Source organism: Dokdonella koreensis DS-123 (assembly GCF_001632775.1).
GTDB classification, from domain to species: domain Bacteria; phylum Pseudomonadota; class Gammaproteobacteria; order Xanthomonadales; family Rhodanobacteraceae; genus Dokdonella; species Dokdonella koreensis.
The window spans coordinates 2,806,895-2,826,075 of record NZ_CP015249.1 but is presented as its reverse complement, the minus strand read 5'-3'; the positions used below and the strand labels follow the sequence as shown (position 1 = coordinate 2,826,075).

Below are 19,181 nucleotides of genomic sequence, written 5' to 3'. Positions count from 1 at the left end.
CCGCCGGCCGTCCCCTGTGGAATACCTGATCCTGCTGTGCCTGATCCTGGTCAACGGCGTGTTCGCGATGTCCGAGATCGCGATCGTCTCCTCGCGCCGGGCCCGCCTGCAGCAGCGCGCCGATGCCGGCAGCGGCGGTGCCCGCATGGCCCTGCGCCTGTCGCAGGACCCGGGCAATTTCCTCTCGACCGTGCAGGTCGGCATCACCACGATCGGCATCCTGAGCGGCGCGTTCGGCGAGAACGCGATCGCCGAGCGGCTGATCGCGGTGTTCGACCAGTACCCGCTGCTGGCGCCCTACAGCAAGGGCCTGGCGACGGTGGCGATGGTCGCGATCATCACCTACCTCTCGGTGGTGCTGGGCGAGCTGGTGCCCAAGCGCTTCGCGCTGCAGCACCCGGAGACGATCGCCACGCTGATCGCCACGCCGATGCACTGGCTGTCGCGGCTGACCTATCCGCTGGTGCGGCTGTTCAGCCTGTCCAGCGCGGTGCTGCTCGGCCTGCTCGGCGCGCGCGGCTCGAACGAGCCGCCGGTGACCGAGGAGGAGATCAAGTCGATGCTCAAGGAAGGCACCGAGGCCGGCGTGTTCGAGCACGCCGAGCAGGCGATGGTCGGCAACGTGTTCCGGCTGGACGACCTGCGCATGACCGCGATCATGACGCCGCGGCCGGACATCGCCTTTCTGGACCTGGACGACCCGCCGGCGGTCAACCGCGAGAAGCTCGCCACCGGCAACTACCTGACCTGGCCGGTCTGCCGCGACGGGCTCGACCAGGTCGTCGGCGTGCTCGACGCCAAGGACCTGCTGCGCCGCGTGCTGTCCGGTGCCGAGCTCGACATCGAGGCGGCGCTGCGGCCGGTGCTGTTCGTGCCCGAGTCGATCTCGCCGATGCAGCTGATCGAGACGTTCCGCCGCCGCCGCACGACGGTCGCGCTGGTCGTCGACGAGTACGGCGGCGTGGAGGGCGTGGTCACGCTGAGCGACCTGCTGGAGGCGATCGTCGGCGACCTGCCGTGGGAGACGGCCGGTGAGGACGAGGATGCCGCGGTCCGCCGCGACGACGGCTCCTGGCTGCTGGACGCCGGGCTGCCGCTCGATCGCCTGCAGGCGATCTTCCCGCAGGCGCAGGCACCGGACGCGCGCGCCGGCTACCACACGCTGGGCGGCCTGGTGATGGACCGGCTCGGGCGCATCCCCTCGGTCGGCGACCGCTTCGACTGGGGCGGCCTGCGCTTCGAGGTGGTCGACATGGACCGCCGCCGCGTCGACCGCCTGCTGGTGGCGCCGTTGCACGGCAGCGCGGCGGTGGACGACGGCGATTGACGGCGGACGGATCGTGCGTGCCCGAGCGGCCTGCCGCGGGACGGGATGACAGGCGCTAGAGCGATGCCACCGTGACGCCGGCCTCGAGCAGGGCCTGGCGGATGCGCCGCGCGGCCTCGCCGGCATCGGCGCGGTCGCCGTGCAGGCAGATCGTGTCGGCGGCCAGCCGCAGGCGCTCGCCGGTGCGCGCGGCCACCTCGCCACGCGTGGCCAGTGCGATGACCTGGACGATCGCGATGTCCAGGTCGTGGATCACCGCATCGGGGTGGCTGCGCGGCGTCAGCGTGCCGTCGGCCTCGTAGCGGCGGTCGGCGAAGACCTCGCTGGCGGCCGGTACGCCGGCGCGGCCGGCCGCGCGCGTCAGCTCGCTGCCGGCCAGGCCGACCAGGATCAGGCGGCGGTCGACGTCGCGCACGGCGGTGGCGATCGCATCGGCCAGCGCGGCATCGCGCGCGGCCATCGTGTAGAGCGCACCGTGCGGCTTGACGTGCGCCAGGCGCGAGCCGGCGGCGGCAGCGAAGCCGGCCAGCGCGCCGGTCTGGTAGACCACCAGCGCATAGGCTTCTTCCGGCGTGATGCGCATCTCGCGGCGGCCGAAGCCCTGCAGGTCCGGCAGGGCCGGGTGCGCGCCGATGGCGACGCCCTGCGCGACCGCGGCGCGCACGGTGGCGTGCATCGTCATCGGATCGCCGGCGTGGAAGCCGCAGGCGATGTTGACCGAGCTGACCTGCGGCAGCACGGCGGCATCCTGGCCCATCCGCCAGGCGCCGAACGACTCGCCGATGTCGGCGTTGAGATCGATGCGCAGGGTCATGTGCGAAGGCGTTCGCCGATCGCGGCGATCAGCGCGGCCAGCTGCCGCTCGCGCCAAAGATAGCGCGCCTGCGCCTCGTCGATGGCGATTTCCTGCAGGTGCAGGCGGTCGCCGGGCCGCAGCTGCGCGAGGCGGGCGATGTCCACGCCGGCGACCTGGCCGGCGCGCGGGTAGCCACCGGTGGTCGGGTGCTCGGCCATCAGCGCGATCGGCTGTCCGCCGGGCGGCAGCTGCAGCGTGCCCGGCGCGACCGGTTCGCTGACCAGTTCCAGCGGCGCGCGCAGCGCCAGCGGCGGGCCGTCCAGGCGGAAGCCGACGCGGTTCGACGCGGCCGCGATGCGCCATTCGGCGGCCAGCAGCGCCGTTTGCGCGGCGTCGGTGAGCGCATCCCAATGGCGGCCGCGGACCAGGCGGATCGGCTGGCCCGAGCGCGGGTCGAACCACGGCTGCGGGTCGAGCGACCAGCGCGGATCGATCCGCAGCGGCCGTGCGTCGCCGAGCGCGAGCACGTCGCCGGCCGCCAGCGCGCGGCCGCCGAACGGCCCGAGGCCGGCATTGAGGTCGGTGGCGGCGCTGCCGAGCACGCGCTCGACGGCAAGGCCGCCGGCGACGGCGAGATAGGCGCGCGCACCGAGACGCACGGCACCGAGGTCGAGCACCTCGCCGGCGGCGACGGCGAGCGGCCGCCAGGTGGCGGCGGGCCGGTCGTCCAGCCGCGCGTCGACGGCACCGCCGGTCAGCGCGAGCGTGGCCGCCGCCGCGAAGCGCAGGCGCGGACCGGCCAGCGTGATCTCGAGCAGGGCGGCGGTGGCGGCGTTGCCGACGAGTGCATTGGCCAGGCGCGCGGCGACGTCGTCGAGCGGTCCGCTGCGCCCGACGCCGGCACCGGCGTGCCCGGTGCGGCCGCTGTCCTGCACCGTGGTCAGCAGGCCCGGCCGCAGCACGGTGATGCTCACGTGGGCAGCGCCTGCTCGAACGCGGCCGCGTCGATCGGCCGGAAGCGCACGCCGTCGCCGGCCTGCAGCAGGCTGGCCGGTTGCCGCCCGGGATCGAACAGCACCTGCGGCGTGCGGCCGATGATCTGCCAGCCGCCGGGCAGCGCCCGCGGGTAGATGCCGGTCTGGCCGCCGCCGATCGCGACGGCGCCGGCCGGCACCTGGGTGCGCGGGTCGGCGCGCCGCGGCGTGTGCAAGGCCGGGTCCAGGCCGATCAGGTACGGAAAGCCCGGTGCGAAGCCGAGCATCGCGACGCGATAGAGCGGCGCGCAGTGGCGGGCGATCACCTCGCTCGCCGGCAAGCCGGCCTGTGCCGCGACGACCGCCAGGTCCGGCGCATGGGCGGCGGCGTAGCAGACCGGGATCTCCACCGTGCGCGGTGCCGGTGCAGCCGCGGCAGCGGTGCCGTCGAGCAGGGCCTGGACCGCGGCGGCCAGGGCCTGCCACGGCGGCCGGTCGGTGGTGAGCCAGGCCTCGGCACGGTAGCGGATGCCGAGGCTGGCATAGGCGGGCACCAGGTCGTCGACGCCGCGCAGGGCATGCTGGCCCAGCACGTCGGCGGCGGCGTGCACGCGTGCATTGACGGCCGGATCGATGCCGCTGCCGAAGCGCAGCACCAGCAGGCCTTCGCCCAGCGGCTCGACCTCCACGCTCACGATGCCAGCGCGTCGCGCAGCTGCTGCAGCCGGGACGCGAGTGCGTCGGCGTCGTGCCCGACGCGGGCGCTGTGGCCCCAGACCGGACCGGGCCAGGCGGGATCGTCGCGGCGGCGGGCGATCACGTGCACGTGCAGTTGCTCGACGAGGTTGCCGAGCGCGCCGACGTTGAGCTTGTCGAACGACCCGAGCGCGGCCAGGGCGCGCGCGGCCAGGGCGATCTCGTCGAGCAGTTGGTGCTGGTCGGCGCGGGCCAGCTCGGTCAGCTCGCGCACATCGGCTTGCCGCGGGACCAGGATCAGCCAGCCGTAGCGCCAGTCGTCCATCAGCAGCAGGCGCGAGAGCGGCAGCTCGGCGACGGTATGGGTGTCGGCCTGCAGCCGCGGGTCGAGCGCGAAGGACGATGTCATGGCGTGGCCAGGTGGCGGTCGAGGAAGGCGAGTGTGCGCTCGAGCGCGAGGCGCGCGCTGGCGGCGTCGTAGTCGGCGCCGACGTCGCGGTTGAAGCCGTGGCCGGCCGGATAGGTGTGGACCTCGGCAGCGGGCAGCTCGGCGCGGTGGCGCTCGACCATCGCCGGCGGGATCGAGGCGTCGCGTTCGCCGAAGTGGAACAGCAGCGGCGCGCGCGGTACCTCGTCGAAGTACTGCACGTTGCGCATGCCGTAGTAGCTGACCGACGGCAGGCCCAGCCGCGTCGCCGCCAGGAACGCCACCGTGCCGCCCCAGCAGTAGCCGACGCAGCCGATACGGCCGGCCGAGGCGATCGCCTCGGCGGCGCTGGCGACATCGTCGACCGCAGTGGCCAGGCCGACCTCGCCGACCAGCAGGCGGCCGCGGCGGAAGCCGTCCTCGTCGTAGCCCAGCTCCACCCCGGTTTCCACGTGGTCGAAGAACGCCGGCGCGATCGTGGTGTAGCCGTGGCCGGCGAAGCGGTCGACGACGGCGCGGATGTGCGCGTTGACGCCGAAGATCTCCTGGGCGACGACCAGCCCGCCCTTGGACGGGCCGTCGGGCCGCGCGAGGTAGGCACCGATGCACTGCATGCGCCGGGTATTGAGGCTGATCGTCTGTCCCATGCCGGGCTCCGTCGCGAGCGATGGACCTGCATGATGCGACGATCGGCGCGCGCCGGCCAGCGCGGCGGCGTGACGGACCGCGCCGTGGTCTTCGCCTGCGCTGCGATGTTCGCTGCTGCAGCCGTCCGCATCGATCGCCGCAGGCGGCGATCGCGCCCGTCGTGGCGCCGGCATCGGCAGCGTGGCTGCGCCGGAAAACAAAAAGCCCCGCACGAAGCGGGGCTTTTTGTTTGATTCAGTGGCGGAGCGGACGGGACTCGAACCCGCGACCTCCGGCGTGACAGGCCAGCATTCTAACCAGCTGAACTACCGCTCCGCATGTTTACCGCAAAAACTGCCCAGGACTTCAATTTCCCCGTGACCTTGAGCCTCCGGAATCTCCGGAGCCTCCGGACGATGAAGCCGAAGCCTCATGCCCTCAAACCACGTGGCGTCCCCAGGGGGATTCGAACCCCCGTCGCCGCCGTGAAAGGGCGGTGTCCTAGGCCTCTAGACGATGGGGACGCATAGAGAACCTTGGTGGAGCCAGACGGGATCGAACCGTCGACCTCTACAATGCCATTGTAGCGCTCTCCCAGCTGAGCTATGGCCCCAAGAGAGGCGCGGAGAATAGAGATGAACCGGCAGTTCGTCAACACATTTCTTGCCGGATTTTCGCGCGTGCCCCGCTAGCGCGGTTCAGGCCCGCGTCGGTCGTTGCCGCGTGCGGATGCGATGTCGTCGCGCCACCGCCGCTCGTGTCGCGCGGCGGTGGCGCGGCAGCGTTCAGCAGTTGGGATCGGGCACGGTGAGTGTACCGCCGACCTGCAGCGTATACGTGCCGCAGATCGGTGTCGGCCAGGACGGATCGCCGGTGACGATCAGCGTATAGACGCCGTCGGCGAGCGGGCCGGTCGTCATCGGCACCGCCGCGCTGCCGACGTCGACGATCGTCGACGTCCCGTTGGCCGGGTCGCCCTTGACCAGCAGCATCTCCGCCGCGAAGCCCGCGGCCGTGAAGCTGGCGGTGATGCTGCCGCCGCCACCGGTGCGGAACTGGTAGACGATGTCACGCTGCGGCAGCGCGATGCCTTCGACGAGGGAGACGACGTTGCCGGCCAGGCAGGTATTGCCGCTGTGTACGTAGGGAGTGGACGGGTCCGGAATCGTGATCGGCAGCGGCAGGCCGCAGGTCTGCGCCTGCAGGGCCGGTGCCGAGGCCGCGGCGGCGAGTGCGAACGCGAAGCACGAAGCGGAACGAAGACGGGATACGGGTGACATGGTGCTCTCCTTGGCAAGGCCGGCGAATCCGGCCGATCGCGATGCACGCCGCGCGCAGGCGGCCGCGCCCGTGCACCGGCGGATCGGACCGGTGCTGCCGACTCGCCTCGGGCAGGGGCTGGGCGATCGTAGCGCCGCAGGCGCGATCCGGACCCGGTGAACGGTCCTTGCGGAGGGATACGGAAAACCATCGCGGGAACGGACACGCAACGCGGCGCGGGCGCAGGGCTGGACCTGGCGGCCGAAACGGTTCTTCTGATCGCGTTCCAGGTCCGGCGCAGCCTGCGCGGGGAGCGACGCTCTACGGCGTGGCCGCGCGCTCGGCCGGCCGCTGCGCGCGTACGCGCTGCCCGGCGGTCAGGTGCGCTGCGCCGACCGGCTGACCGTCGACCGCGAGTGCCGTGAACGCGACCGGCAAGCCCATGCCGGCGAACAGGCTGGCCGAATCCTGCAGATGGAAATGCAGGTGCGGCTCGGTGCTGTGGCCGGTATGGCCGCAGCGGCCGATCGTCTGGCCGCGCAGCACGCGGTCGCCGGGCCGGACCGTGACGCTGTCCTTGACCAGGTGCGCGTACAGCGCGTACTCGCCCTCGGCGTGCTCGATCAGCACGTGGTTGCCGACGAAGCTGCGCGCGGTGAAATCGCACACGCCCCAGCCGAGCAGCGGTGCCAGGCCGATGCGCTGCTCGACGGTGACCACGACGCCGTCGGCCGCGGCGAGGATCGGCGCGTCGTAGCAGTAGTAGTCACCCGGGTGCGTACCGCGTCCCCGGTGTCGCGCGAAGGCGGCATCGGCTTGCACGAAGTCCAGTGCGAACCGCTGGCCGAGCACGTCCCAGGAGTGCGAGGTCTTCGGCGTCATGCCGCCGTTGTAGAGCAGCCACTCGCCGTCGAACGGCAGGGTGTAGATCGCCTGGGTGCGGTAGCCGCTGCCGTCGTCGCCGCGCTGCCGCGCGCGCCGCTCCAGCTCGGCGTTGCCGACGAGCTGGCGGAATACCTGTACCGCCTGCAGCGGGTTGAGGATGCTCAGCGTATTGGTCAGCAGCCACGGCACCCTCAGCCCGCGCTGGCCGAAGCGGCCGATCGGGCCGGACGTGGGCCAGTGCGAATAGTCCGGCGCGGGTTCGTCGTCGGTGGTACGCCGGCGCGACCGGCCGAACCAGCTCAGCACCGCGTACAGCGCGAGATAGAGCGCGATGATCGCCCATCCCGGCAGGCGCAGGCCCAGTCCCCAGTCGACCAGGCCCATCAGCGCGAAGGTCAGGCCCAGCGAGACGAGGAGGGTCGTGATCATGGCGTGCGACCGGGGCAGGCTGCGATCAGCTTGGCCTGGCCGCTACCGCTGCGCAACCGGCAGCGAAGGCGGCCCGGCCGGTGGCCTGCGGCGTTCATTCGGCGAAGTTGCGCGCGAGTGTCCCGGCGAACGCCGGCTCGGCGTCGATCGCCTGGGCGATCGCATGCAGCTTCGGCGCCTCGGCGAGAAACCAGGGCCGGCGTGGGCGCCAGCGCGTCATCACGCCGATGTAGAGGTCCAGCGCGCTGCGCCGCTCGCCGAGGAACCACGGTGCCGCCGCGGCGTGCTCGACCATGCGCCAGAGCGATTGCGCGTAGTCGTCGACGCGTGCGCGGAAAGCCTTGGCCGCGGTGGCATCGGCGACGAAGCGCGTCGGCTCGTCGGCATAGGTGAAGGTGGGATAGAGGTTGGTCACCAGGAACACCAGCCAGCGCAGGAACGCGGCGCGTTCCGGTGCATCGGCGCCGGGAACCAGGTCGTCGCGGCCGGTGAGGTCGGCGAGGTGCAGCGTGATCGCCGCGCTTTCGGTCAGCACGCGGCCGTCGTCGAGCAGCAGCGTCGGCACCTGGGCCAGCGGATTGATCCGCGCCAGGGCCTTGCGCGCCGACGCGGAGGTGAACAGGTCGTCGACTTCCTCGAACCGGAACGGCAGGTCGTAGTAGGCCAGTTGGGCTTCGATCAGCACCGAACCCCAGCCACGGCGGCCATAGAGCGTCATCATCGGCCGATCTCCTGGATGCGGGACTGCCGATTCTAGGCCGGGCCGCCCCCTCCCGGGCGACGCATCGACGCGTGCCGGAGGACCGGGCCGGCCGGCGCGCGATCGGTGTATCGTCGGCAGTCCAGAACGGTTTCGGACCTGCGGGAGTCCTGCTCATGATCGATCCGGCGGTGCTCGAACGGCTCGTCGCGGGGCGAACCGACCTGGTCCACGATCTGCTGGCGGCGGGCGTGGATGCCCGCGCCACCGACGCGCGTGGAACCGCGCTGATCCGCTGGTGCGCATACTACGGCGACGTCAGTGCGATTCGCCTGCTGCTGGCGGCGGGCGAGCGGCTGGACAGCCTCGGGACCGACCTGGGACTCGATGCGGCGGCGTTCCACGGCCACTGGCGGCTCTGCCAGTTCCTGCTCGAGAACGGCGCCGCCGTGGGCGGCACGCCGTCCGCCGGTGGCGAGACGCCGTTGCACGCGGCGCTGTGCTCGACCGACCGCCTGCGCTACGACGCCGTGGTCGAGGTGCTGCTGGCGGCCGGCGCCGATCCGAACGCGGCGACGGTGGCGGGCGTGGAAACCGGCGCCTTCATGCGTGATTGCCGGACCCGCGGTGAGACACCGCTGCACCGGGCCGCCGCATTCGGGACGGCCGATACGGTCCGGCGGCTGCTCGATGCCGGCGCGCGGCGGGAAGTTCGCGACGCCCACGGCGATACGCCGCTGGGCTGGGCCAGCTGGTACGGCCGTCCGGACGAGGTGCTGCACCTGCTGTGCTACGGCCCGTTCACGATCCACCCGCAGCGTCGCGGCCTGCGTGCCGACCTGATCGGCCAGCCGCTGCCGCCGGCGAAGGACTGAACCGGCGAATCGCCGGCGGAGCGATCGATGACCGCCTTCCCGAGCCTGCGGCTGCATGCGCTGGATGCGGCGATGGCCGACGCCTGGCGCGCGCATTTCGAGGACGCGCAGGTGGTGATCGGCGACATCCTTTCGACCCCGGTCGATGCGGTCGTCAGTCCGGCGAACAGCTTCGGCTTCATGGACGGTGGCATCGACCTGCACTATGCCCGGTTCTTCGGCGGGGGGCTCCAGGACGCGTTGCGGCAGCGCCTGCTCGACGCCTACGACGGCGAGTTGCCGGTCGGCCAGGCGCTGGTCCTGCCGACCGGTCATGCGACCGTGCCGTACCTGGTCAGTGCGCCGACGATGCGCGTGCCGGTGACGATCGACCGGACGGTCAATGTCTATCTGGCGTTCCGCGCGGCGCTGCTGGCGGTGCGGCGCCACAACGCGACGGCTGCGCCGCCGATCCGGCGGCTGGCCGCGCCGGCACTCGGCGCCGGCGTCGGCGCAATGCCGCCGGCGCGGGTGGCGCGGCAGATGCATGCGGCCTATGCCGAGGTCGTGCTCGGCGAGACGGCCTGGCGCACGAGCGCGCGTGGCGTGCTCGCGCAGCATGCACACCTGTTGCAGTAGGGGCGTGCGCCGGCGGCTGTCGCCGCTGCGTGCCGGTTCAGCGCTTGCTGCGCGCCGGCTTGGCGAGCTGGGCGATCAGGTCGCGCAGGGTCCGGCGCGTGTCGAGCGGCAGCCCGAGGAAGGTCGCGATCGCCGTACGGTCGGCCGGATCGGTGACGGCCGGCCAGGGTGGCCGCCCTTCGCCGACCTGGGTGGCGGGCGTTCCATAGCGCAGGTCCTGCGGCTCGACGCCCAGCCATTGCGCCAGCACCTGCAGCTTGTCCTGCTCGGGGATCGAGAGACCCTTCAACCAGCGTCGCGCGCCCTGGTAGGTGACCGAACGGCCCCAGTAGCGCGCATTGAACTGGGCTTCCAGCACGTTGGCGCGAGGCTCGTGGCCGGCATTGCGCATCGCCGTCTTCAAGCGCTCCGCGAACTGCTTCTTCTCGTCCATGCGTGGACGGTGAAGTTTCGGTTCACTTACTTGGTAAAGTAATGATTTCCATATGAATGAATTTTCGATTCATACGGGGCCGCCCGAAGGGGCGCGGGCGGACCGGCGCCGCCGTCCGGGGGCGCACCGGCGGACGCGGCCTGGGGGACGGCCGATCGCCGCCGGGTGGGCGACGCGAGCGGCGCGACACGCTACGCTTTCGGGTTCCGGCGCCCGAATCGCCTTTCCGTCTCCAGCCAGTCCCGTCATGACCGATACGTTTCCCGACCGCCTCAGCGTCGATCCGCGCAGCCCGTTCCACGATGCCGATCTTCTTGCACGCCCCATCGGCATCCGCTTCAACGGGCGCGAGCGCCATGACGTGGAGGAATACTGCATCAGCGAGGGCTGGGTGCGGGTCGCGGCCGGTCGCGCGCTCGACCGCCGCGGCCGTCCGATGACGGTCAAGCTCAAGGGCGAGGTCGTCCCGTACTTCGTCGAGACGCCGGCCGGCGACGCGGCCGGCTGATCGGCCGGCCGCAGGGCGTCCGTCCGGCCTGCGCCGGTACCGCCGCCGCGGCTTCGTGCCGGTCAGGCCTTTCCTGCGAAGGGCCACGCCGGCAGGCGAGGTCCCCGGCCGCATCGCAGCACGGCGATCAGGCCGCGCCGAGGTAGTCGAGCTTGCCGATCGGTACGCCGGCCTGGCGCAGGATCGCGTGTGCCGTGACGACGTGGAACTGGAAGTTCGGCAGCGCGAAGGACAGCACGAAGTCCTCGCCATCGAACGTCTTCTTGAGCTGGCCGAAGGCCAGCGTGATCTCGCGCCCGGCCCCGGCGTCGATCGCGGCCGCGTCGGCGGCCTCGACGTAGGCGATCGTCCGCGCGATGCGGGCCTGCAGGTCGTCGAGCGTGGTCTCGGTGTCCTCGAAGCGCGGGGGATCGACGCCGAGCAGGCGCGCGATCGCGTTCTTCGAGGTGTCGCTGGCACGCTGGACCTGCCCGGCCAGCGGCAGCATGTCCGGCGCGAGACGGGCGGCGGCCAGGGCATCGGGGTCGGTGGCCTGTGCGCGCGCATGCTCGGCGGCCTTGTCCAGGTAGTGCGAAAGCGTCCGCAGGCCGCGTAGATAGGTAGGAACGGTGAGGCGATGCAGCGAGAGGGACATGCCGGCTCCTGATGGGGGTGGCGCCACGGCGGTGGGATCACCGCGGCGGTGTCGCCACGCTGTCGAGCCGCCCGCTGCGCTTTTCAAGGGGCGCGGCCCCACCGGCCGGGTGGCAAGGGCCGGCGTGGCCGGGCCGGTCAGGCGGCGGCCTGTTCGTACGGTCGTTGCGTGCGCGCGTCGCGCAGCACCGATCCCCACCAGCCGAGGCTGCCCAGCTGCGCCGAAAGCGCGCGCCGTGCGGCCTGCTCGTCGACCGGGCGGCCGCGCGCGTCGAAGGCCGACCAGCAGTTGGCGAAGCTGACCGTGTCCGACAGCGTCACCGCGTGCAGCTCGGCGAACACCAGCCGCAGCTGCTCGATGGCGCGCAGGCCGCCGGAAATGCCGCCGTAGGAGACGAAGGCCACCGGCTTGGCGCACCACTCGCGATAGGCCGAGTCGATCAGGAACTTCAGCGAGGCGGGGTAGGCGTGGTTGTACTCGGGCGTGACGATCACGAAGGCGTCGGCGGCGGCCAGGCGGCGCCGCAGCGCCAGCGTCGCCGGTCCCGCCACGCTTTCGTGGCGTGCCGGCAACTGCAGGGCCAGCGGATCGATCGGGTCGACGTGGAAGCCGCCATGCGCGGTCATCTCCTCGCCGACCCAGCGGGCGACGGTGTCGCAGAACCGGCCTTCGCGCGTGCTCCCGTAGATCAGGCCCACCGCCAGTTCGCCGGGCATGGCGGGCGGGGGCAGGGAATGGACGGTGGAGGCGGAGCGCGGGGACGGCGGGGTCTTCATGGGCGGGTGACTGGCATGGGAGAGCGCGCGATGCTAAAACCTCAACATTAGTTGAGGTCAATGCCATGCCCCGAGGTCCTGTACAGGCCGACCTGTCGGTCGGCGAGGTCGCCGCGCGCAGCGGAGTGGCCGTTTCGACGCTGCATTTCTACGAAGCCAAGGGCCTGATCGCGGGGCGGCGCAACGCCGGCAACCACCGCCGCTATGCGCGCGACGTGCTGCGCCGGGTGGCGATCATCCGCGTCGCCCAGCGCGCCGGAATCGCGCTGGCCGAGATCCGGCACGCGCTGGCCAGCCTGCCCGACGCGCGCACGCCGACGGCGGCCGACTGGCGCCGGCTGTCCCAGGCCTGGCGCGGCGACCTGGATGCGCGCATCGCCCGCCTGACCGGCCTGCGCGACCAGCTCACCCGCTGCATCGGCTGCGGGTGCCTGACGACCGGCGATTGCCCGCTGCGCAATCCGGATGACGCGCTCGGCAAGGCGGGCAGCGGGCCGCGGCTGCTCGACCCGGACTGAGGCCGCCGTCACGGATGGCGCATCGCCTCGTGCGTGGCCGGCGTCGCGCCGGTCCGCAACCGGCGCGAAACCGGCGCCGATGGCCCTATCATCGCGGGGTAGGCCATACCCCTCATCGCGCCCGTCATGCATCGAACGTTCCGGATGTCGCTCACGCTGCTCGTCTCGCTGTCCCTCGCCGCGCCGTCCGTGCCGGCCGAGCCCGAGCCCGAGGCCGACATCGCCGTCGCCGCACCCAAGCGGCCGGCCGCGGACTATGCCGACCCGGCACGGCGCGTCGACATCGGTGCCGGGCGGATGCTCAACCTGCGCTGCAGCGGCCAGGGTGCGCCGACGGTCGTCCTGGAAGCCGGGTTCGGGGCCGACTCGTTCGCGTGGTGGCGCGTGCAGCCGATGCTGCAGGCCCGCCAGCGCGTGTGCTCGTACGATCGGGCCGGCTACGGCTTCAGCGATGCCGGCCCGTTGCCGCGCGACGTCGAGGCGGAGGTCGAGGACCTGCATGCGTTGATCCACGCGGCCGGCATCGCCACGCCGGTGATCCTGGTCGGCCACTCGTTCGGTGCCAACATCGCGCGCCGCTACGACCAGCGCTACGGCGAGGACGTCGCGGCCCTGGTGCTGGTCGAGCCGCCGCCGCAGAACATCGGCGCGTTCTCGGAATCCTATGTGCGGAAGGAAGCCCATTTGCTGCCGATCGCGCTGCGCCAGCTGCAGCGCTGCGAGCAGGGCGCCCGGGACGATGCGCTGGCCAAGCCGACCGGCGAGCTGCGCCAATGCCTGCGGCCGCCCGATCCGCGGTTCGGCCAGCGCATCAACGATGCGATCCGCGCCAACCAGTCCAAGCCGGCGTTCTGGCAGACCCTGGTGTCCGGATCGGAAGCCAAGGCCGCGCTGTTCACCGCGCCGGTGGCCGCCGACGAGCGGCACGGTGACAAGCCGCTCCTGGTGCTGACCGCCCGGCGCGCCTACGCCTCGGGGGGGAAAGCGTGCGCGGGGCGCTGCAGTCGGCGCAGATCACGACGCACGAGACGCTGGCCGGGACGTCCTCGCGCGGCCAGCGCGTCATCGTCAATCGCAGCTCGCACGAGGTGCCGCAGGACCGGCCCGACGCGATCGTCGAGGCGGTCGGGGCAGCGACCCGCGCACTGGCGGGCGGCACCTCGCCGTAGCGTACGGCGCGGTTCGGCGGGGCAGGCCGTTCACCGCCGGTTGACCGCGTTCTGCTACCAGTCGGGCTCCCACTCATCCGAACCGGAGATCCGTCATGCCGGAGAAGAAGACGACCGAGCGCGCCCAGCGCGCGAAACGCCAGGGCAAGGCGCCGAGCACCCAGGCCGGTGCCTATGTCCACGAGGAAATCGAGCACGTGCGCAAGGGCAAGCACGGCGCCAAATCCACCAAGCAGGCGATCGCGATCGGCCTTTCCAAGGCGCGACGCGCGGGCGTGAAGGTGGGCGCGCCGAAGAAGGCCTCGGCGGCGACACGGCGCAAGGCCGAGCAGGACGGCGCCAAGAGCGGGTCCCGCACGAAGCCGTCCGCCAAGCGGTCCGCGGCCACGCGGCAGGCGCTCACGCATGCGTCGAAGACCTCGGCCAGCACGTCGGCCTTGTCGCAGCAGGCCAAGACCGCCGCCAAGAAGCGCACGGCGGCCAGCCGCTCGGCCGCGGCCAAGAAGGCGGCACGCACCAAGGGTGCCAAGGGACGCTCGGCCGCGGCGAAGAAGGCAGCGCGCACGCGCAAGCGCGCGGCGTGACGCGGACGCTGCCGCGCAGGACCGGGTTGTCGTAGGGCTGCTCGCGTCGCGCGCGAACGCGCGCTGGCGTCGTGCAAGGTCTCGCCAAGCGACCCGGGCGGCCCGCGCGCCCGGCACCTCGTCCGGTGTGCGGTCGGCGCCGGCCGGCGGAACCCGCATGGCGTGGCCCCGTATGCGGTGTCGTTCATCGGCGGCCGGGCACGCTGCGCGCATGACGACCCGCCGGCGTGACCGCAAGCCGCCCCGCCGCCCGCCGCAGGACCGGGCCGCCCAGGACGAGGCCGCCATCGCGCGCGAGGCCGGCCTGGTCCACGTGCGCGACGACGCGCCCGGTATCCGCCGCCGGCGCAGCGGGGCGGGCTTCATCTACCTCGATGCCGACGGCACACGGATCCGCGACGCCGCACAGCTGGCGCGCATCCGCGCGCTGGCGGTGCCGCCGGCCTACACCGAGGTGTGGATCTGCCGCGATCCGCGCGGCCACCTGCAGGCGACCGGCCGCGACGCGCGGCGGCGCAAGCAGTATCGCTACCACGCGCGCTGGCGCGTCTTCCGCGATCGCAGCAAGTTCGTGCGCCTGGTCGCGTTCGGACAGGCGCTGCCCCGGCTGCGGCGACGGCTGCGCCGCGACCTGGCGCTGCCCGGCCTGCCGTGCGAGAAGGTCGTGGCGGTGGTCGTCTCGCTCCTGGCCGAGACCCTGGCGCGGGTCGGCAACGAGGCCTACGCGCGCGACAATCGTTCGTTCGGCCTGACCACCCTGCGCAACCGCCACGTGGCGTCGTTGCGCGGCGGCCGGTTGTCGCTGCGCTTCCGCGGCAAGGGCGGGCTGGAGCACGCGATGGTCGTCGACGATCAGCGCCTGGCGCGCATCGTGGCGCGCTGCCACCAGCTGCCGGGGCAACTGCTGTTCCAGTACCTGGATGAGGATGGCGTCTGCCAGCCGGTCGATTCGGGGCAGGTCAACGCCTATCTGCGCGATGCGATGGGGGAGGATTTCACGGCCAAGGATTTCCGGACCTGGGGCGGCACGCTGCTGGCGGTCGCGGCGCTGGCTCGCACGCCGCTGCCGGACCCCGGCGACGAGCGCGCGCTGGCGGCCGGCGCTGCCGCGGTCGTGCGCGAGGTGGCGGCTGCGCTGCGCAACACGCCGGCCGTCTGCCGCACCTCGTATATCGATCCGCGGGTGTTCGACGTCTGGCGCAGGGGCCGCCTGCACCGGCTGGCGAGCCAGCACGGCAGCGGCGGCCCGCGCCGGCTGGAAGGGCTGGCCCTGCGGGTGCTGCGCGACCGCCCGGGTGTCGGAGGGCGGCCGAGCGGAACGCCGCGGCGGCGCGCGCGCTGATCTCGCCGCGCGGTGCCGTGCGTCATCGCGCCGCCGTTCTGCGCCTGAGGCAGGACAGGAAGATCGCGTCGTGGCCCGCGGACATCCGGGGGCCGGTGCCGCCGGACCGCCGTGCCGGCCGGCCGCCACGACGTGTTCGACGTGCCAGGTCCGGTTCACGCCGGCCGTTCCGGGTTTCCTTGGGGGGAATCGTCCATGCACCGTGTCCCGATACTGTTCGCGCTGGTGGCCGCGGCCACCGGCCCGGCGGCGGCGCAAGCCACCTTCGACATCACGTTCGACCCCAGTGCCGATGTACTGCAGCCGGCGGAGCGGGCCGCGGTCGCCACCCACCTGCGGGAAGCCGGGCGGCGCTGGTCGCAGGCGCTCGGCGCGACCGCGCCGGTCACGATCGCGATCCGCGTGGCGATCGCCGATGTCCCTACCGCCAACGGCGCCAGTGCCGCCACGGCCTTCGTCGGCGTCTTCGGCGGGCGCGACACGTTCGAGCAGGGGGCGGCACACAAGCTGCGCACCGGTGTCGACGTGAACGGCGCCGACGCCGACGGCATCGTGACGTTCGGCCTCAACTACCTGCGCAACGAGCTGTGGTTCGATCCGGACCCAGTCCTGCGCATCGCGCCGGTGCCGGCCAACCGCACCGATGCCTTCAGCGTCGCGCTGCACGAGCTCGGCCACGTGCTGGCCTACAACGGCTGGGCCGACCTCACCACCGGCCAACCGCCGGCCACCTACTGGTCCACGTTCGATCGCTGGATGATGCCGGGCGCGCCGACGCTGTTCGCCGGCCCGGCGGCGACGCAGGCCTGGGGCGTGGCGCCCGACCTGACCACCGGTAACAACACGCACTGGGCCAACCCGGTGCTGCGGACCGGCCGGCCAGCGGCCGTGCCGGCCCCGGTGCGCTGGGCCGGTGGTGCGCCGGTGCCGATTGCGGCGTGCGGGTTGCCGATGTCGATCGACGCGCCGCCGTCGGCGGACGCCGTGCTGCGCGGCGCCGGCGGCCTGATCGACCAGCTGATGAACGGCGTCGTCTTCTACCGCGGAACGCGCTATGACCTCTCGGCGCTGGATCGGGCCGTGCTCGCCGACGTCGGGCTGCTGCGCGAGCGCATCTTCGCCGGCGACTTCGAACCGGACCGGTGAGACGTCGCCGGTCCGGTTGACGGCTCCCTTCGCGGTCGCGGCGGCCCATCCTGCGTGGCCCGGAAACCGGCATCGCGCGCCGCGTGGTCCGGGTCCACGCCGCTGCGCCGGCCGGACGCCGCGCGTGTTCCGCGGGCGCCCGGCGTGCGGCCGCGACGGCACCCGCGCGGTGCCGTCGCCTAGAGGGGATGTTCCGGTGATTGTTGCGGCGCACAGGGGGGCGCCACTACACTCCGCCCCGCTTTGGGTGTCCCGCCACCGCGGGATGAAACGGGAAACCGGTGCGCCTGGCCGTGCAAACGCACGTGCCGGCAATTCCGGTGCTGCCCCCGCAACGGTAAGCAAGTTCCGCCGGTCCAGACGCCACTGCGCGATGCGCGGGAAGGCGGGCCGGCCGATGCCACGGCATCGCTTGCGAGTCCGGAGACCGGCCCGATGCGGGACGCTCGCCGTCCCCGGCTCCAGCGTTGCGGCGGGCAACGGGCGGGCTCGGGCGGCCGTGCGCCGGCCCGGCTTGTCGCTGCTCCCCCGCGATCCTGGCTTTTTGCATCTGCGCGTTGCGGGAGGAATCACCGATGCTGCGTATCACCCCTGTGTCCCTGGCCGTACTGGCCGGGCTCGCCGGCCCGGCATGGGCCGAGATGGAGACCCAACCGGAAGTCATCGTCACCGCCTCGCGCATCGCGCGCACGGTCGACGCCACCCTTGCCGACGTCAGCGTCATCACGCGCGAGGACATCGACGCCAGCGTCGCTCGCGACGTCAGCGACCTGCTGCGCCTGGAGGCGGGCGTGGACATCGCGCGGACCGGCGGACCGGGCAGCCAGACCTCGGTGTTCCTGCGCGGCACCAACAACAACCACGTGCTGGTGCTGGTCGACGGCATCCGTGTCGCCGCGCTGGGCACTGGCGTCTTCACCTGGGAGACGCTGCCGCTGGGAGCGGTCGAGCGCATCGAGATCGTGCGGGGGCCGCGTGCGAGCTACTGGGGCTCCGATGCGATCGGCGGCGTCGTGCAGATCTTCACGCGCAAGCTCGAAGGGCCGCGGGTGTCACTCGGCTACGGCACCTACGGCGACGCCAATGCGGCGGTCGGCGTCGGCGGCCGCGGCGATCGCGGCGGCTTCAGCGTGCAGGTGGGTGCGCGCGACTACGAGGGTTTCCCGAGCCAGAACCGCGACGGCTTCGCCTACGAGCCGAAGGACCACGGCATGGAGAACCAGCACCTGGCCGCGCAGGGCGACGTGCAGATCGGCACGCAGACGCTCGACGCGGTCCTGCTGCGCAGCCAGGGCGAGGTGGACTTCGCCGGCGGCAGTTCCGATTTCACCGAGCAGGCCGCCCGCGTGTCGCTCGGCGGCCGGCTGGGCGAGCGCTGGCAGCATGCGCTCACCCTCGGCAGCGCGCGCGAGGACTACGAGACACCGGCCTATTTCACGCTGTTCCGGACCCGCCGCGAGACGGCCGGCTGGCAGGCCAGCTACGCGCTGGCCGAAACGCAGAGCCTGGTCGCGGGCATCGACTACCTGCACGAGCAGGGCGAGAGCCGCGACACCTTCAGCGGGTTGCCGAGCTACAAGAAGAGCCGCGACAACACCGGCGTCTATGCCGGCTGGCAGGGCGGATTCGGGCGGTTCGACAGCGAGGTCTCGCTGCGGCAGGACGACAACAGCGTGTTCGGCGACGCCACCACCGGCTCGGCGGCGATCGGCTGGCGCTTCACCGAGCGGCTGCGCGCCTACCTCAGCTACGGCCAGGGTTTCCGCGGGCCGACGCTGAACGAGCAGTACTCGCCGGGCTTCGGCGGCATGTACGCCGGCAACCCGGACCTGAATCCGGAGAAGTCGCGCAGCACCGAGCTGGGCATCGAGTTCTCGCCGGCCGAGCAGCACCGCTTCAAGGCCAGCCTGTACTCGACCAAGGTGCGCAACCTGATCAGCTTCACCGGTCCGGACTTCCAGGCCGAGAACATCGCCCGCGCGAAGATCGACGGCAGCGAGCTCGGCTACGACGGCGGCTTCGGCGACTGGCTGGTCCACGGCAGCTACACCTGGCAGGACGCGCGCAACGCGGATACCGACACCGAACTCCTGCGCCGGCCCAAGCAGAAGCTCTCCGGCCGCCTCGAGCGCCGCTTCGGCGACCGTGCCCGGGCGGGCGTGGAAGTGCTCTACGCGGGCCATCGCGACGACGTCGGCGGGATCGAGCTGCCGTCCTACACGCTGGTCAACCTGCGCGGCTCGCTGGCGCTGACCTCGTCGTGGAGCCTGGCCGCCCGCATCGAGAACCTGACCGGCCGCGACTACGAGCTGGCCCACGGCTACAACACGCCGGGCCGGTCCGGCTTCGTCGAGGTGATCTGGCAGCCCCAGCGCTGAGCCGGGAGGCGCACGGGAGCGCCGCGCTGCAGCTTCCGTGCGCCGTAGGCGCATGCCAGAATGCCCCGCGTATCCGTCA

General features: G+C 72.5%; 20 protein-coding genes, 3 tRNA genes, 1 pseudogene and 1 riboswitch. Of the genes and pseudogenes, 10 read left to right on the top strand and 14 right to left on the bottom strand.

All coding sequences use genetic code 11. The features are described 5' to 3' along the window. The first annotated feature begins 16 nt into the window (after positions 1–16). Positions 17–1,327, top strand: coding sequence for a hemolysin family protein (locus I596_RS11525; RefSeq protein WP_067647942.1), 1,311 nt, complete (start codon positions 17–19; stop codon positions 1,325–1,327). Positions 1,328–1,382: 55 nt separating this feature from the next. On the opposite strand, the gene I596_RS11520 is transcribed toward I596_RS11525, so the two are convergent. The 11 genes from I596_RS11520 to I596_RS11470 all read right to left on the bottom strand — a co-directional run bounded on the left by I596_RS11520 (position 1,383) and on the right by I596_RS11470 (position 8,142). After that, on the bottom strand, positions 1,383–2,141 hold the full coding sequence (locus I596_RS11520) for a LamB/YcsF family protein (RefSeq protein ID WP_067647939.1): 759 nt from the start codon (positions 2,139–2,141) through the stop codon (positions 1,383–1,385). Continuing rightward, positions 2,138–3,097: a 5-oxoprolinase subunit C family protein gene (locus tag I596_RS11515; RefSeq protein ID WP_067647936.1), complete on the bottom strand. Its 960-nt coding sequence runs from the start codon at positions 3,095–3,097 to the stop codon at positions 2,138–2,140. Before I596_RS11515 ends, I596_RS11520 begins: the two co-directional genes overlap by 4 nt. Beyond that, a complete protein-coding gene (gene pxpB / locus I596_RS11510) occupies positions 3,094–3,792 on the bottom strand; it encodes a 5-oxoprolinase subunit PxpB (protein ID WP_223303821.1) in 699 nt (232 codons plus the stop codon). Before pxpB ends, I596_RS11515 begins: the two co-directional genes overlap by 4 nt. After that, complete coding sequence (locus I596_RS11505) at positions 3,789–4,202, bottom strand: HIT domain-containing protein (RefSeq protein WP_067647933.1); 414 nt, start codon at positions 4,200–4,202, stop codon at positions 3,789–3,791. The genes pxpB and I596_RS11505 overlap by 4 nt, the downstream gene beginning before the upstream one ends. Beyond that, on the bottom strand, positions 4,199–4,867 hold the full coding sequence (locus tag I596_RS11500) for a dienelactone hydrolase family protein (RefSeq protein ID WP_067651845.1): 669 nt from the start codon (positions 4,865–4,867) through the stop codon (positions 4,199–4,201). Before I596_RS11500 ends, I596_RS11505 begins: the two co-directional genes overlap by 4 nt. A 239-nt stretch (positions 4,868–5,106) precedes the next feature. Beyond that, positions 5,107–5,183: transfer RNA gene (locus I596_RS11495), tRNA-Asp, on the bottom strand. 112 nt (positions 5,184–5,295) lie between these two features. Beyond that, positions 5,296–5,371, bottom strand: a tRNA-Glu gene (locus I596_RS11490). 13 nt (positions 5,372–5,384) lie between these two features. Then, positions 5,385–5,460 (bottom strand) — tRNA-Ala (locus tag I596_RS11485). A gap of 172 nt (positions 5,461–5,632) precedes the next feature. Beyond that, positions 5,633–6,127: a hypothetical protein gene (locus I596_RS11480; RefSeq protein WP_067647930.1), complete on the bottom strand. Its 495-nt coding sequence runs from the start codon at positions 6,125–6,127 to the stop codon at positions 5,633–5,635. 301 nt (positions 6,128–6,428) lie between these two features. Next, on the bottom strand, positions 6,429–7,421 hold the full coding sequence (locus I596_RS19225; RefSeq protein WP_067647927.1) for a M23 family metallopeptidase: 993 nt from the start codon (positions 7,419–7,421) through the stop codon (positions 6,429–6,431). A gap of 94 nt (positions 7,422–7,515) precedes the next feature. After that, a complete protein-coding gene (locus tag I596_RS11470) occupies positions 7,516–8,142 on the bottom strand; it encodes a glutathione S-transferase family protein (RefSeq protein ID WP_067647925.1) in 627 nt (208 codons plus the stop codon). Positions 8,143–8,297: 155 nt separating this feature from the next. On the opposite strand from I596_RS11470, the gene I596_RS11465 reads away from it, so the two are divergent. Next, the gene (locus I596_RS11465; protein ID WP_067647922.1) at positions 8,298–8,996 is read left to right on the top strand and encodes an ankyrin repeat domain-containing protein; all 699 of its coding nucleotides are present in this window, start codon (positions 8,298–8,300) and stop codon (positions 8,994–8,996) included. A gap of 27 nt (positions 8,997–9,023) precedes the next feature. Continuing rightward, entirely contained in the window at positions 9,024–9,614 is a 591-nt protein-coding gene (locus I596_RS11460) for a macro domain-containing protein (RefSeq protein ID WP_067647920.1), read from the top strand. A 37-nt stretch (positions 9,615–9,651) separates the two neighbouring features. Here the strand turns inward: I596_RS11460 and I596_RS11455 are convergent, their stop codons facing one another. Then, positions 9,652–10,047, bottom strand: coding sequence for a hypothetical protein (locus tag I596_RS11455; protein ID WP_067647917.1), 396 nt, complete (start codon positions 10,045–10,047; stop codon positions 9,652–9,654). Positions 10,048–10,294: 247 nt separating this feature from the next. On the opposite strand from I596_RS11455, the gene I596_RS11450 reads away from it, so the two are divergent. Continuing rightward, entirely contained in the window at positions 10,295–10,555 is a 261-nt protein-coding gene (locus I596_RS11450; RefSeq protein ID WP_067647914.1) for a DUF3297 family protein, read from the top strand. 127 nt (positions 10,556–10,682) lie between these two features. On the opposite strand, the gene I596_RS11445 is transcribed toward I596_RS11450, so the two are convergent. Continuing rightward, the gene (locus tag I596_RS11445) at positions 10,683–11,189 is read right to left on the bottom strand and encodes a DUF1993 domain-containing protein (RefSeq protein WP_067647911.1); all 507 of its coding nucleotides are present in this window, start codon (positions 11,187–11,189) and stop codon (positions 10,683–10,685) included. A gap of 137 nt (positions 11,190–11,326) precedes the next feature. After that, complete coding sequence (locus I596_RS11440; protein WP_223303820.1) at positions 11,327–11,965, bottom strand: NADPH-dependent FMN reductase; 639 nt, start codon at positions 11,963–11,965, stop codon at positions 11,327–11,329. Between the two features lie 65 nt (positions 11,966–12,030). Between I596_RS11440 and soxR the strand changes: the two genes are divergently transcribed. The 6 genes and pseudogenes from soxR (at position 12,031) to I596_RS11405 (ending at position 19,102) form a co-directional block, all read left to right on the top strand. After that, a complete protein-coding gene (soxR, locus tag I596_RS11435) occupies positions 12,031–12,483 on the top strand; it encodes a redox-sensitive transcriptional activator SoxR (RefSeq protein WP_067647905.1) in 453 nt (150 codons plus the stop codon). 126 nt (positions 12,484–12,609) lie between these two features. After that, a pseudogene (locus tag I596_RS18985) lies at positions 12,610–13,422 on the top strand (alpha/beta fold hydrolase); the annotation flags it as partial. A gap of 325 nt (positions 13,423–13,747) precedes the next feature. Next, complete coding sequence (locus tag I596_RS18980) at positions 13,748–14,236, top strand: DUF6496 domain-containing protein (RefSeq protein WP_067647896.1); 489 nt, start codon at positions 13,748–13,750, stop codon at positions 14,234–14,236. A gap of 211 nt (positions 14,237–14,447) precedes the next feature. Further along, positions 14,448–15,578, top strand: a complete 1,131-nt coding sequence (locus tag I596_RS11415) for a DNA topoisomerase IB (RefSeq protein ID WP_150132120.1) — start codon at positions 14,448–14,450, stop codon at positions 15,576–15,578. Positions 15,579–15,773: 195 nt separating this feature from the next. Beyond that, positions 15,774–16,724, top strand: a complete 951-nt coding sequence (locus I596_RS11410; RefSeq protein ID WP_067647893.1) for a hypothetical protein — start codon at positions 15,774–15,776, stop codon at positions 16,722–16,724. Positions 16,725–16,952: 228 nt separating this feature from the next. After that, positions 16,953–17,174: riboswitch (cobalamin riboswitch) on the top strand. 125 nt (positions 17,175–17,299) lie between these two features. Next, entirely contained in the window at positions 17,300–19,102 is a 1,803-nt protein-coding gene (locus tag I596_RS11405; protein ID WP_083965534.1) for a TonB-dependent receptor domain-containing protein, read from the top strand. Positions 19,103–19,181 lie beyond the last annotated feature (79 nt).

What these genes read in the sequence shown, in the direction of transcription:
- I596_RS11455 (WP_067647917.1), bottom strand. Translation starts at nt 10,047, where the DNA reads ATGGACGAGAAGAAGCAGTTCGCGGAGCGCTTGAAGACGGCGATGCGC.
- I596_RS11450 (WP_067647914.1), top strand. Translation starts at nt 10,295, where the DNA reads ATGACCGATACGTTTCCCGACCGCCTCAGCGTCGATCCGCGCAGCCCG.
- I596_RS11520 (WP_067647939.1), bottom strand. Translation starts at nt 2,141, where the DNA reads ATGACCCTGCGCATCGATCTCAACGCCGACATCGGCGAGTCGTTCGGC.
- I596_RS11465 (WP_067647922.1), top strand. Translation starts at nt 8,298, where the DNA reads ATGATCGATCCGGCGGTGCTCGAACGGCTCGTCGCGGGGCGAACCGAC.
- I596_RS11440 (WP_223303820.1), bottom strand. Translation starts at nt 11,965, where the DNA reads ATGAAGACCCCGCCGTCCCCGCGCTCCGCCTCCACCGTCCATTCCCTG.
- I596_RS11415 (WP_150132120.1), top strand. Translation starts at nt 14,448, where the DNA reads ATGACGACCCGCCGGCGTGACCGCAAGCCGCCCCGCCGCCCGCCGCAG.
- I596_RS18980 (WP_067647896.1), top strand. Translation starts at nt 13,748, where the DNA reads ATGCCGGAGAAGAAGACGACCGAGCGCGCCCAGCGCGCGAAACGCCAG.
- I596_RS11460 (WP_067647920.1), top strand. Translation starts at nt 9,024, where the DNA reads ATGACCGCCTTCCCGAGCCTGCGGCTGCATGCGCTGGATGCGGCGATG.
- soxR (WP_067647905.1), top strand. Translation starts at nt 12,031, where the DNA reads ATGCCCCGAGGTCCTGTACAGGCCGACCTGTCGGTCGGCGAGGTCGCC.
- I596_RS19225 (WP_067647927.1), bottom strand. Translation starts at nt 7,421, where the DNA reads ATGATCACGACCCTCCTCGTCTCGCTGGGCCTGACCTTCGCGCTGATG.
- I596_RS11445 (WP_067647911.1), bottom strand. Translation starts at nt 11,189, where the DNA reads ATGTCCCTCTCGCTGCATCGCCTCACCGTTCCTACCTATCTACGCGGC.
- I596_RS11480 (WP_067647930.1), bottom strand. Translation starts at nt 6,127, where the DNA reads ATGTCACCCGTATCCCGTCTTCGTTCCGCTTCGTGCTTCGCGTTCGCA.
- I596_RS11405 (WP_083965534.1), top strand. Translation starts at nt 17,300, where the DNA reads ATGCTGCGTATCACCCCTGTGTCCCTGGCCGTACTGGCCGGGCTCGCC.
- I596_RS11410 (WP_067647893.1), top strand. Translation starts at nt 15,774, where the DNA reads ATGCACCGTGTCCCGATACTGTTCGCGCTGGTGGCCGCGGCCACCGGC.
- I596_RS11505 (WP_067647933.1), bottom strand. Translation starts at nt 4,202, where the DNA reads ATGACATCGTCCTTCGCGCTCGACCCGCGGCTGCAGGCCGACACCCAT.
- I596_RS11500 (WP_067651845.1), bottom strand. Translation starts at nt 4,867, where the DNA reads ATGGGACAGACGATCAGCCTCAATACCCGGCGCATGCAGTGCATCGGT.
- I596_RS11470 (WP_067647925.1), bottom strand. Translation starts at nt 8,142, where the DNA reads ATGATGACGCTCTATGGCCGCCGTGGCTGGGGTTCGGTGCTGATCGAA.